At 63.4% G+C, this 12221-nt stretch carries 13 protein-coding genes; 7 read left to right on the plus strand and 6 right to left on the minus strand.

Going from position 1 to position 12221, the window contains the following annotated elements; all coding sequences use genetic code 11:
* Positions 1-3 precede the first annotated feature (3 nt).
* The 4 genes from ACIOU9_RS11315 to ACIOU9_RS11330 all read left to right on the plus strand — a co-directional run bounded on the left by ACIOU9_RS11315 (position 4) and on the right by ACIOU9_RS11330 (position 2466).
* A complete protein-coding gene (locus ACIOU9_RS11315; RefSeq protein WP_332487577.1) occupies positions 4-927 on the plus strand; it encodes a ribokinase in 924 nt (307 codons plus the stop codon).
* Between the two features lie 34 nt (positions 928-961).
* A complete protein-coding gene (gene rbsD / locus ACIOU9_RS11320) occupies positions 962-1345 on the plus strand; it encodes a D-ribose pyranase (RefSeq protein WP_332487579.1) in 384 nt (127 codons plus the stop codon).
* Between the two features lie 65 nt (positions 1346-1410).
* Positions 1411-1602, plus strand: coding sequence for a hypothetical protein (locus ACIOU9_RS11325; protein WP_332487581.1), 192 nt, complete (start codon positions 1411-1413; stop codon positions 1600-1602).
* Positions 1603-1665: 63 nt separating this feature from the next.
* Positions 1666-2466, plus strand: a complete 801-nt coding sequence (locus ACIOU9_RS11330; protein WP_332487583.1) for an oxygenase MpaB family protein — start codon at positions 1666-1668, stop codon at positions 2464-2466.
* 12 nt (positions 2467-2478) lie between these two features.
* On the opposite strand, the gene ACIOU9_RS11335 is transcribed toward ACIOU9_RS11330, so the two are convergent.
* Positions 2479-2964, minus strand: coding sequence for a DUF6328 family protein (locus tag ACIOU9_RS11335; protein ID WP_105656337.1), 486 nt, complete (start codon positions 2962-2964; stop codon positions 2479-2481).
* Between the two features lie 155 nt (positions 2965-3119).
* On the opposite strand from ACIOU9_RS11335, the gene ACIOU9_RS11340 reads away from it, so the two are divergent.
* Both ACIOU9_RS11340 and ACIOU9_RS11345 read left to right on the plus strand, forming a co-directional pair.
* A complete protein-coding gene (locus tag ACIOU9_RS11340) occupies positions 3120-3497 on the plus strand; it encodes a hypothetical protein (RefSeq protein WP_105656338.1) in 378 nt (125 codons plus the stop codon).
* Between the two features lie 53 nt (positions 3498-3550).
* Positions 3551-6007 carry an excinuclease ABC subunit UvrA gene (locus ACIOU9_RS11345; protein WP_332730763.1) on the plus strand — a complete coding sequence of 819 codons (2457 nt, stop codon included), beginning with the start codon at positions 3551-3553 and terminating at the stop codon, positions 6005-6007.
* 7 nt (positions 6008-6014) lie between these two features.
* On the opposite strand, the gene panD is transcribed toward ACIOU9_RS11345, so the two are convergent.
* From panD to ACIOU9_RS11365, 4 genes are all read right to left on the minus strand, one after another.
* A complete protein-coding gene (panD, locus tag ACIOU9_RS11350) occupies positions 6015-6437 on the minus strand; it encodes an aspartate 1-decarboxylase (protein ID WP_332503325.1) in 423 nt (140 codons plus the stop codon).
* 110 nt (positions 6438-6547) lie between these two features.
* Complete coding sequence (gene hutH, locus ACIOU9_RS11355) at positions 6548-8089, minus strand: histidine ammonia-lyase (protein WP_133834003.1); 1542 nt, start codon at positions 8087-8089, stop codon at positions 6548-6550.
* 169 nt (positions 8090-8258) lie between these two features.
* Complete coding sequence (locus ACIOU9_RS11360) at positions 8259-8705, minus strand: DUF3060 domain-containing protein (protein WP_402696944.1); 447 nt, start codon at positions 8703-8705, stop codon at positions 8259-8261.
* A gap of 405 nt (positions 8706-9110) precedes the next feature.
* Complete coding sequence (locus ACIOU9_RS11365; RefSeq protein WP_133834002.1) at positions 9111-9524, minus strand: hypothetical protein; 414 nt, start codon at positions 9522-9524, stop codon at positions 9111-9113.
* A gap of 379 nt (positions 9525-9903) precedes the next feature.
* Here ACIOU9_RS11365 and ACIOU9_RS11370 point away from each other — a divergent pair, with 379 nt between their 5' ends.
* A complete protein-coding gene (locus tag ACIOU9_RS11370) occupies positions 9904-10413 on the plus strand; it encodes a Dps family protein (RefSeq protein WP_133834001.1) in 510 nt (169 codons plus the stop codon).
* Positions 10414-10491: 78 nt separating this feature from the next.
* On the opposite strand, the gene hutU is transcribed toward ACIOU9_RS11370, so the two are convergent.
* The gene (gene hutU / locus ACIOU9_RS11375; RefSeq protein ID WP_105661944.1) at positions 10492-12168 is read right to left on the minus strand and encodes a urocanate hydratase; all 1677 of its coding nucleotides are present in this window, start codon (positions 12166-12168) and stop codon (positions 10492-10494) included.
* Between the last annotated feature and the right edge of the window lie 53 nt (positions 12169-12221).

Below are 12221 nucleotides of genomic sequence, written 5' to 3' on the forward strand. Positions count from 1 at the left end.
AGCATGCAGCAGGACATCCAGGTCACCATTGTGGGCTCTAGCAACGTGGACATCACCGCGCTGATGGCCCGCCTTCCCGGCCCGGGCGAAACCGTGCTGGCAGATTCCTACCAGCTCTCGCCCGGCGGCAAGGGCGCCAACCAGGCGCTGGCCGCCGCGCTGGCCGGTGCCGCCACGGAATTCATCGGCGCCGTCGGCAACGACTCGCACGCCGAAATCGCGCTGGGCCAGCTCGAGGAAGCCGGCGTGAAACTCGATCGCGTGGCCCGCGCCAGCGAGCCGACCGGCGTAGCCATCATCCAGGTGGACCGTGGCGCGGAGAACTCCATTGCCGTGGTCTCCGGGGCCAACTCGACCGTCTCCGGCGAGGCTGTGCAGGCCGCCGGGGGCATCGAGGGCATCCTGGTGCTGCAGGGCGAGATTCCTGCCTCGGGCATCAAGGCCGCCATGGATGCTGCCACACAGCGCATCGTGCTCAACCTGGCGCCGGTGATCGAACTGGACCGCGAGTACCTGCTCAAGGCCAACCCGCTGGTGGTCAACGAGCATGAGGCCGAAGCCGTGCTCCAGCAGCTGAACCCGCACCCGGCTCGCCAGTTCGACGGCAAGTACGAGCGCCTGGCCGGGATGCTGGCCGACCAGGGCATCGCCAGCGTGGTCATCACCCTCGGCGCCAATGGCTGCCTGGTTGCCGACCGTTTCCCAGGGGAGAACGGCGGGGTCCAGGTTCGCGCGCTGCCCGCCGTGAAGGTCAAGGCCGTGGACACCACCGGTGCCGGCGACGCATTCACCGGTGCGGTGGCTGCCCGCCTGGCCAAGGGCGATGACCTGGCGCAGGCCGCAGAATTCGCCGGCAAGTTCGCCGCGCTGACGGTGCAGGCGCACGGCGCCCAGGCTTCCTACCCGCGTTCCCTGCAGAACCTCTGAGACCCCTTTTCGAGCAAGACCTGAGGAAGCCGCTGTGCTGAAATCCGAAATTCTCAACGCCCCGCTGCTGGCCGCCCTGGCCAAGTGCGGGCATACCGACACCGTGGTGATAGCGGACTGCGGCCTGCCGCTGCCCGAAGGCCCACTGGTCATCGATCTGGCCTTGGTGCAGGGGCTGCCCAGCTTCGATCAGGTGCTCGAGGTCCTGGCCCGGAACCTGGTGATCGAGAACAGCACCCTGGCGGCCGAAGCCGAGAACGGCCCGGTCCAGGAACTGTGCCTGGCCAAGGGCCTGGACCCGGACTTCATCTCCCACGAAGAGCTGAAAGCCCAACTGCCCCAGGCCAAGGTCATCGTGCGCACGGGGGAAGCTACCCCCTACGCCAACGCGATCCTGCACTGCGGGGTAGCATTCTAGGGAACGGATGCCGCAGCTGTTTCGCGGCAGCGCGCTACCCGAGGAGAGACGCAAGGAGACCGGCAATGAAGAAGATGTTCTATGCAGCTTTTGCCCTCATGGTGCTGGGGGCGGCCGTCCTGATTCTCACCGTGCCGGCGTTGTCCAGCGACCCGGGCCAAGCGCCCCAGAGCATTGCGGTGATCGCGGGAACCGTGTTCATGGCCGCAGCTTCCGTCGTTGTCCTGCTGAAGAAGGCTGCGACGCAAGAATCCTGAGAAACTTCCTGCAGCCATCGGCGCCAATGACCTTGGGCTAGCCGACTGCCTAGAATGGGGGTCATGACGCAAAGGAACCTGGCCGCAGAGAACGGCGAGCCCTTCTCCCGCATCGCGCCGGAAGCCGGGCTGCTGCTCGGAGCGGGCCGAGCCATCTTGCTTCAGCTGGCCCACCCGCAGATTGGCCGGGCCATTGCCGAGCACTCTGATTTCGCCGCCAACCCGCTCAGCCGGCTGATTCATACCCTCGGCTATATCTATGCATTGAGCAATGGCACAGCAGAACAGCAGCGCAAGATCATCGCCCATGTGGACGCGGCGCACCGGCCCATTCGCGCAACGCGTGACGAGGGCAGGCCCGCGTATTCTGCGCTGGATCCCAGGCTGCAGTTGTGGGTGGCGGCCACGCTCTATGATTCGGCCCGCGTGATTGCCGGCCAGATCCTGGATGAAATCAAGGCCGACCAGGAAGAGCTCTACCTGCAGTACGCACGGCTCGGTGAGGCCTTGCAGATGCCGGTCGACTACTGGCCGCAGGACCTCGGCGGCTTCGAGCAGTACTTTGCGCAGAATCAAGCGAAGCTGGAAGTCACCAACCAGACCCGGGCGCTGGCCCGCGAACTTTTCGAAGCACGCAATGCCCCATGGTGGGTCCGGATCGGCATGCCGCTGATGCGCGACGTGACCATCGCCCAGCTGCCGGCCCCGGTGCGCGAAGGCTTCGGCTATCGCCTCACCGGGAAAGCCGCGCAGCGCAACGCCCGCGTCATCGCCGTCGCCAGAGCCGCCACGCGGCTGCTGCCGCGAGCCCTCAGGCATGCGCCGATGCGGCTGATATTGCGCCGCGTCGACAAGTTGGCCTAGCCGGCCCGAAGCCTAGTGCCCCGAGCCGTTCTCTGGTCCAACCCGGATCAGGATTCGCGGCAGCGCCACCAGCAGGAACAAGGCCACCAGGATCAGCGGCCCTCCGATCCAGGCCCCGATTTGCCAGCCGAAGAGCACCTGCAGCACAAACCAGACGCAACCCGAGACCAGCAGGCCCACGCCGATGCCCACGATCTTCACGATGGCGTGCCCCAAGCTGACCGTCTGCTCCTTGAGCCGCTGCCCGAAGAGATACCGGTGCACGGCCACGGGGGTGATCAGCAGCAGAATCAGCACTGTGGCCGCCACCAGCAAGATGATGTAGACCACCTCGTCGGTTCGGCTGAGCATCTCGAACCTCGCCTGGAAGGGCAGGACCACCAGGAAAGCAGCCAGGATCTGCACACCAGTTTGCATCACCCGCATTTCCTGCAGCAGCTCGTTCCACTGCCGGTGTGGTGCGCCATCGCTGGTATCGGGGTGGGAACGCTTGATCATCACTGTTCTCCTCGGCCTCAATCCGCCAGCTGGTTGAACCCCGCCGGCTCAAACGACTATGCCAAGCAATGCCGGTGCAGGCAAGAGCCTGCCGGCCCGCCGGGCCAAACTGTAGGTCGCGGCCGGTACATTCGGGAGCCAAGCAGAATTCGACGATGGAGGAGCAGATGGAACCCGATGGCGCCGCCGGGAGCAGCATTGATGTGTGGTCGATGCCCAGCCAGGGCCTGGCCTGGTGCGATTGCGGCAAAGGCCATGAACTCACGGAGGAGATCGTGCTCCAGGCTATGGCGGCAGCCGGATTCGGACCGGGCCGGCCGCTGGCCCATGGACAGCTGGCCGAGCTGATTGCGGATCTCTGGCACTACTCACAGGTCTGCCGGTTCTTCCACCTGGCCGTGGAGCAGGCGGCGATGCGTATCCACGGGAAGGTCGATGAAATCTACCCGTGGGAACACGGTACCGATATCGTTGGATACTTCTCGAAGACCTGGCAAGGATGCCCCGACGCGGCCTGCCAATCAGAAGGGTGAGCGCGCGAGGTGCGAATTGAGTTCGCCCCGTGCAGGCGCATAGTGTGGGAAAGATGAAGAGCTTTGCATCCTTCCGGGCACCTGCCGACCATGACGGATTCATCCATGTGCGGGGTGCCAACGAGAACAACCTGGACAATGTCGAAGTGCGCATTCCGCGCGATTCCATTGTCGCCTTCACCGGGGTCTCCGGTTCCGGGAAATCTTCCCTGGCCTTCGGAACCATCTTCGCTGAATCCCAGCGCCGATTCCTGGAATCGGTGGCTCCCTACGCGCGGCGCCTGATCGCCCAGGGGCACACTCCCAAGGTGGAATTCATCTCCGGGCTGCCACCGGCCGTGGCCCTGCAGCAACGGCGTGGTGCTGCCAGTTCCCGTTCCACCGTCGGGACCCTGACTACGCTGTCCAACTCCGTGCGCATGCTGTTCTCCCGCGCAGGAACCTACCCCCAGGGTGCGGCGAGGCTGGATTCGGATGCCTTTTCCACCAACACCGCGGCCGGCGCCTGCGCGCAATGCCACGGTGCGGGAACGGTGCATTCGGTCAGCGAGGAATCGCTGGTCCCGGATTCCTCCCTGAGCATCAGGGACGGCGCGATTGCGGCTTGGCCCGGCGCCTGGCAGGGCAAGAACCTGCGGGACATCACCACGCACCTGGGCTACGACATCGACGTTCCGTTCCAGCAGCTGCCCGCGGAAACACGGAAGTGGCTGCTGTTCACCGAAGACCAGCCAGTCGTGGAAGTCACCCCGGAACGGGATCGCGTGGCCAAACCGTACAAGGGCCGGTTCTGGAGTGCCGAACGCTACGTCCGGCACACGGTTGCGACCTCGAAGAGCGAGAACCTGCGGTCCAAGGCGCTGGCTTTCATGCATTCGCAGGATTGCCCGGCGTGCTCGGGGACGGGATTGCGCCCCGATGCCCTCCAGGTCACCTTCGACGGCCTGGATATCGCGGAATTCAACGGCAAGCCGCTCAGCTCCCTGGCCGAGCTCTTGCGCCCCTTCGCGGCTGATGCCCAGGCTGAGGCGCAGGCTGAAGTCGCGAGCATCATCAGCGCCGACCTGCTGGGCCGAATCCAGGTGCTGGTCGAGCTCGGGCTGGGATACCTGAGCCTGGACCGCGCCACCCCGACGCTGTCGCCGGGGGAAATGCAGCGCCTGCGCATCGCCACCCAGCTGCGCGCGGGACTGTTCGGCGTCATCTACGTGCTCGATGAGCCATCGGCCGGACTGCACCCGGCCGATGTGCAGCCGCTGATCGAGGTGCTCGATGCGCTCAAGGCCGAAGGCAACTCGGTGTTCGTGGTGGAGCACAATATGGATGTGGTCAGCCGTGCGCAATGGATTGTCGATGTCGGCCCGGGCGCGGGCAGCAACGGCGGGCAGGTGCTCTACAGCGGAGAAGTTTCCGGGCTGTCCGGAATTGAGGGATCCGTGACCCGGCGCTTCCTCGATCCCGGGCCTGCGCCGCGCCGCGAGCCGCGCGAAGCCCAAGGATGGGTGCAGCTGCGCGGGGTGAACCTGCACAACCTGGACGACGTGGACGCCGCGTTCCCGCTGGGGGTCTTCTGTTCGGTCACCGGCGTGTCGGGATCGGGCAAGTCCAGCCTGGTCTGCGGTGCCCTGGCCCAGGCTGCGGGCGGCCCGGTGCTTGCCGGGCCGGAGGATCCGGAGGCGGCGGCGGACCGCGCGGTGATCGCCGAGGTCACCGGCGCAGACCAGCTAAGCCGCGTAGTGCTCATGGACCAGAAGCCCATCGGGCGCACGCCCAGATCCAATGTCGCAACCTACACGGGCCTGTTCGATGCGGTCCGCAAGGCTTTCTCCGAGCTGCCGCTGTCCAGGCAACGCGGCTACAGTGCCGGACGCTTCTCCTTCAACGTTGCCGGCGGGCGGTGCGAGAACTGCCAGGGCGAAGGCTACCTGGAAATCGAGCTGCTCTTCTTGCCAGGGACCTACGGGCCATGTCCCGAATGCCGCGGAACCCGGTACAACCAGCAGACCCTGGACGTCGAATACCAGGGCAAGAACATTGCCCAGATCCTGGAACTGGACGTCAGCCAAGCCGAAGAATTCCTCTCCGGAATCCCTTCCGCGGCACGGGCCCTGGCGACCCTGCGCGAAGTCGGACTGGGGTATCTGCAGCTGGGCCAGCCAGCTACCGAAATGTCCGGCGGCGAAGCCCAGCGCATCAAGCTGGCCACCGAACTCCAGCGCCAGCGCCGCGGGCACACGCTCTATCTTCTCGATGAGCCCACCACCGGACTGCACCCTGCCGACGTGCAGCTGCTGGTATCGCAGCTGCAGCAGCTGGTCGACCAGGACAACACCGTCATCGTGGTGGAACACCAGATGGATGTGGTTGCCGCAAGCGACTGGGTGATCGATTTGGGGCCGGCCGGCGGGGATGGCGGCGGGCGCATCGTTGCCGAGGGGACCCCAACGGCGGTGGCGCAAGACAAGGCCAGCAGAACCGCGCAATACCTTGCGCGCCGGCTGGCCTTGTGAAGCTGGACTAGTTGCTGTTCAGCAGTGCGTACGGCGGGGTCTGCACCCCGTCGGCCACCGCTTCGGCAGGATCATCGCCGAGGTGGATGATCTTGTTATCGGCATCCACATGCACCACGCTCGGCACATAGCCACGAGCCTCGGCGTCTTCCATCTGCGCATAGCTGATCAGGATGACCAGGTCCCCGGGGTGCACCAGATGCGCTGCCGCACCATTGATGCCGATGACCCCGCTGCCCGGCTCGCCGGCGATGGTGTAGGTTTCCAGGCGGGCGCCGTTGGTGATGTCTACGATGCTGACCAGTTCGCCGGGCAGGATATCCGAGGCTTCGAGCAGCTCGGAGTCAACGGTGACCGAGCCTACGTAGTGCAGGTCTGCCTGGGTGACAGTTGCCCGGTGGATCTTGGACTTGAACATGGTGCGTTGCATTAGACGATTCTTTCACGCGAGGTAAGTGGTTTCCCGGTATCCAAGCTTACGCCTCTTGCGCGCAGATGCCCGGGCATTGTCCGGCACCCCACACAGTTGGCCGCGAACGGCTACTTTGGCAGATGGGTTTCCAGCACGCGATGCACTTCCCCGGAGGCCAGCAACTGGCAAGCAGCTTCCAGCTCGGCAGAGAGGAAACGGTCCTCGCCCGGACCTGCGACCTTGGTGCGCAGCAGCTCCAATACGGCGCCGGTAGCCGGGCCAGGCTGCAATGGCTGGCGCAGATCCAGGGCTCGACCGGCAATCAGCATTTCAATTGCCAGGATGCGGCGCAGGTTGGCGACCGAGGTGCGCAATTTGCGCGCCGCGTGCCAACCCAGGGAAACATGGTCTTCCTGCATCGCTGATGACGGGATGGAATCCACGCTGGCCGGTACGGCCAGACGCTTGTTCTCCGCGACCAGTCCGGCCTGCGTGTACTGGGCGATCATCATGCCCGAGTCCACGCCCGGGTCATCGGCAAGGAACGCTGGCAGGTCGCGGGAACGAGCCGGGTCGAGCATGCGATCGGTCCGGCGTTCTGCAATGGATCCCAGGTCAGCTACGGCAATGGCCAAGAAGTCCAAGACGTACGCCACGGGCGCACCGTGGAAGTTGCCGTTGGAAGTGACTTCACCCGATGGCAGCACGACAGGGTTATCGATGGCTGCTGCCAATTCGCGGGTGGCGACCAGGCGGGCATGGGCGATGGTGTCGCGTACTGCGCCGGTAACCTGCGGGGAGCAGCGCAGCGAGTAGGCATCCTGCACGCGGCCGTCGCCTTCGCGGTGCGAAGCGACAATGGGGGAGCCCGAAAGGAAACTGAACATGTTTGCAGCACTGCGGCCCTGGCCCGGATGCGGGCGCAGCGGTTCGTGCAGTTCAGCACGGAAGACCTGGTCGGTGCCCAGCTGGGCTTCGACGCTCATGGCCGCGGTGGCATCGGCAATGTCTGCGAGCTCTTCCAGGTCTGCCAGTGCCATCAGCAGCTGGCCGAGCATGCCGTCGGTGCCGTTGACCAGCGCCAGGCCTTCCTTCTCCGCCAGTTCGACAGGTTCCAGTCCTGCTTCAGCAAAGAGCTCCGGCACGGGGCGCTTCACGCCTTCGCGGTCAGTGGCTTCGCCTTCGCCCATCAGGACCAGTGCGCAGTGGGAGAGCGGAGCAAGGTCTCCTGAGCAACCCAGCGAACCGTACTCACGCACCACCGGGGTGATGCCGGCATTAAGCAGTCCAACCATGGTTTCCAGCACTACCGGGCGCACGCCGGTGCGGCCCGAGGCCAGGGTCTTGGCGCGCAGGAACATCAGCGCGCGCACCACTTCGCGCTCAACTGGGTCGCCCATGCCGGCTGCATGCGAGCGGATCAGCGAACGCTGCAGTTTAGCGCGGTCCTCGGGAGCGATGTGGCGCGTTGCCAGGGCGCCGAACCCGGTGGAAATGCCATAGACCGGGGTGTCGGCTGAAGCCAGGGCATCAATGTGGGCGCGGACTGCTGCCAGTTCTTCAAGAACCTGAGGCGCGAGGCTAATCTGCGCGTTGTGCCGGGCTACCGCAATCACGTCATCGGCGGTGGCGCCAGCTAGGTCCAGGGTTACGTGCGGGGAAGTAGCCATGATTTTCAATCCGTTCTCTACGCTGCAATGAGGTCTCTAATCTCCATTGTTCGGCAGAACGAGTTTGCACGGCACTGATATTCGGGTCATCTGTCCGAAATGCCAGACAGTGCCCTGGAGGGAGAAAAGAACGGACCTCCAATTGGAGGCCCGTTCAGGGGTTCCGGTTTCAGAAGATGATGCCTTCGAAGGCTTCCTCGCCAAATTTGTTGGACGAGCCGTTGTCCGTGACCTTGGCGTTCTCGTTAAGGGATGCGGCAGAATTGCCGATGCCGCTAAAGGTTACGTGCTTGATGTTCTTGACCGCTGCGATATTACCGCTGCCGTCCAGCTCAAGATTCTTGATGTGCGGAGCGACGATCATGTTTCCGGAACCAGAGACGGTGACGTTCTGGCAATCGCCGATGAGCTTCAGCATTTGACCCATTTCAGAGATATCCATGCCGCCCGTGCACCTGATTTCGGTCGCTTGCGCATCGAGGAAATCATAGACGGACTGGAAGGTGCTGTCCGCAGGTGCCTTCGGAACATTGGGAGTACCAGTAGAAGCGCCTTCTGGGGCTTTGGAGCTTGGGGTGACGCTGCCTTCGATAGGCCCGGCGTTCTCCGGTGCCATGCTTTCTTCTGCTGGTGCGCTTGTCTCTTCGCTGGAGGGTTGGATGCTCACGCAACCTGCCAGTGCGACTGCAAGGATTCCAACCGCCAGCGGCCCAGCGAGGCGTTTGGTAATTTTCGAGAACATAACCATCCTGTCAATCGAACCGGCCAGCGCATTTGGACACGCGGTATAGATACATTCTGCGTTGAATGACGATAAATGACCAACGCGAACGGCTCAGGAACGAATGAGTTCTCGTGCCCCGGGAGCACGCAACCATGCAATTTGCTGACGATTCCGTGCGGGGACAAAAGTAATCGCTTCACCGCTTGCCCAGTGCAAGCAGTGAAGCGATTACTAGTGCCCAGGGGGAGAAGGGGCACGATTTGAGCCGGCAGGCGAACCTACCGGGCTATTTGGTTCCTAGAATCCTTCATTCCGCTCTTCGGAACCAAACTGGCTTTCATCGTTTCCATACGATTGGCCATCGGACTGCTGTCCGGACTGGCTTTCGCCGCCAAACGATTCCTCACCGGATTCGTTGCTATCGCCGTAGGACTGCTGCTCCGACTGCTGTCCGGACTGGCTGTCGCTGCCGTAGGACTGCTGTTCTGACTGCTGGCTTTCGCCGCCACCGTAGGACTGCTGTTCCGACTGGCTGTCATTGCCGTAGGACTGCTGGCTTTCGCCACCGCCATAGGACTGCTGTTCTGACTGCTGGCTTTCGAATCCGCCATTGTCATTTGATCCGAAATCTGAATTGGACTGGCTTTCGAAGCCTTCAGATTCGTTGTTGTCGAAGTTCCCGAACTGCTCGTTTGCATCCTGCTCAGACATGCTGTCCTCCGTGGGTCGGTGGTTCCTGACTTGCCCTACGCTATGCGTAGAAAAAGCCCGGTTCAAGGATTTCGGGGAAGCTCAGGGCCGCTGGAAACCCGCAGTTAAGCCAATACCCATGGTGTTCAGAGACTTCGGCCAATATTCACTACTGCGTGCTAAAGGAATCGCCATTCCCGGGAACCCGAGGGACAAGGAGGATTTTCCGCAGCTGCCATGGCGGCTTCTGGAATTGCTCAACAGGCGCGAAGAGAAAGCTGAACGTTCTCCGAAAGAATTGTCCATCCGGTCGGAATCTGCCCGGTAAATCGATAGTGTCCAGACTGGGACACCGAGAAAGGTCTTGCCCCAAGCGTCCATGACAACGTAAGGAGAAGCATTGGCTAATTCGAAGAAGACTCCAGCAAAGAAAACTGATCGCGAAAACGCAGAAAACGGGTTCGTGGCTCCGGAAGTGCTGCGCGAGTCCTTGCAGACCGTGCTGATCCAGCTGCTGGACCTGCAATTGGTGGGCAAGCAAATCCACTGGAACGTCGTTGGTCCCAACTTCCGCGACCTGCACCAGAACCTCGACGAAATCGTTGACATCGCGCGCCGCGGCTCGGATGAAATCGCCGAGCGGATGCGAGCTTTGCATGCCACTCCGGACGGGCTGGCAGCAACGGTCACGAAGTACACGAAGCTGGAACAACCCGTGAATACCGAAATCCTGACCACCAATGCAGTGGACATGGTAGTCAAGGCACTGCAGACCACTGTGGGAGTCATGCGAGAGGTCCATGACCCGGTGGATGAAGCGGATCCGACCACCGCCGATATCCTGCACCAGTACATTGCGGATCTGGAGCAGCAAGCCTGGTTTATCAGCGCGGAAACCCGCAAGCCGTAAACCGGGCCGCGTGGTCCTGGAATTGAATAAATAGCCTGAGGCACCACAATCAGTGGTGCCTCAGGCTATGTGCGCGTCCTACTTCTCCTGTGCGGCCATCGGGATGCGCACGCCGCGCTCAGCGGCAACTTCGGCGGCGCGTTCGTATCCGGCATCGACGTGGCGGATGACGCCCATGCCCGGGTCATTGGTCAGCAGTGCCTCCAGCTTCGCGGCGGCCATTTCGCTGCCGTCAGCCAAGGAGACCTGGCCGGCGTGGATGGAACGGCCCATGCCCACGCCACCGCCATGGTGGATCGAAACCCAGGTGGCACCCGAACTGGTTGCGGTCAAGGCGTTCAGCAGCGGCCAGTCGGCCACGGCATCGGTGCCATCCTTCATGGCCTCGGTCTCGCGGTACGGCGAAGCTACCGAACCCGAATCCAGATGGTCGCGGCCGATCACGATAGGTGCAGAGACCTTGCCTTCGGCGACCAGCTGGTTGAACAGCAAGCCGGCCTTGTGGCGCTCGCCGTAGCCCAGCCAGCAGATGCGCGCCGGCAGGCCCTCGAACTCCACGTGCTTCTGTGCGGCATCCAGCCAGCGATGCAGGTGCTGGTTTTCCGGGAACAGGTCCTTCAGCGCCTGGTCGGTGACCTTGATGTCCTCGGGATCCCCGGACAGCGCTACCCAGCGGAACGGGCCCAGGCCTTCGCAGAACAGCGGACGGATGTAGGCCGGGACGAAGCCCGGGAATTCGAAGGCGCGGGTGAAACCGCCCTTGCGTGCCTCGTCGCGGATCGAGTTGCCGTAGTCGAAGACCTCCGCGCCGGCGTCCTGGAATCCCACCATCGCCTCGACCTGCGCGGCCATGGCGGCCTGGGCTTTCTTGGTGAAGCCGGCCGGATCGGCTTCGGCTTCGGCGTGCCATTGGTCCATGGTGTATTCCACCGGCAGGTAGCTGAGCGGATCGTGGGCACTGGTCTGGTCGGTGACGATGTCGAAGGAGAATTCTCCAGCTTCGTGGCGCTTGAGCAGCGCCGGGAAGACCTCGGCGGCGTTGCCGACGTAGCCCACCGACAGCGGGCGGCCTTCGGACTTGGCTGCCAGGACTTTGCCCAGCGCCTTGTCCAGATCCAGCTCGACCTCATCGAGGTAGCGCTTGGAGGCACGGCGGCGCAGTCGGGTTTCATCCACGTCAACGATCAGCACGGCACCGCCGTTGAGGGTCACGGCCAGCGGCTGGGCGCCGCCCATGCCGCCGCAGCCGCCGGTCAAGGTCAAGGTTCCGGCCAGCGAGCCCTTGAAGCGCTTCTCGGCGATCGCGGCGAAGGTTTCGTAGGTGCCCTGCAAGATGCCCTGGGTGCCGATGTAGATCCACGAACCGGCGGTCATCTGGCCGTACATCATCAGGCCTTCAGCTTCGAGCTTGCGGAAGTGCTCCCAGTTGGCCCAGTCGCCAACGAGGTTGGAGTTGGCAATCAGCACCCGTGGTGCCCACTTGTTGGTCTTGAAGACGCCGACCGGCTTGCCGGACTGCACCAGCAGCGTCTCGTTCTCTTCCAGGTCCTTGAGCGTCTGGACGATCGCATCGAATGCCTCCCATGAGCGGGCTGCCTTGCCGGTGCCGCCGTAGACCACGAGATCCTCGGGGCGTTCGGCAACTTCCGGATCCAAGTTGTTCATCAGCATGCGCAATGGGGCTTCGGTGGCCCAGGACTTGGCGGTCAGTTCGGTACCGCGCGGGGCGCGGACAACACGTGGTTCGTGGCTCATGGCAATTCCTTACGATGTAACGTAGCTAACTGATTCCATCATTGGCTATCGGC

The organism is Glutamicibacter sp. NPDC087583 (assembly GCF_044743685.1).
In the GTDB taxonomy this organism is placed as follows: Bacteria; Actinomycetota; Actinomycetes; order Actinomycetales; family Micrococcaceae; genus Glutamicibacter.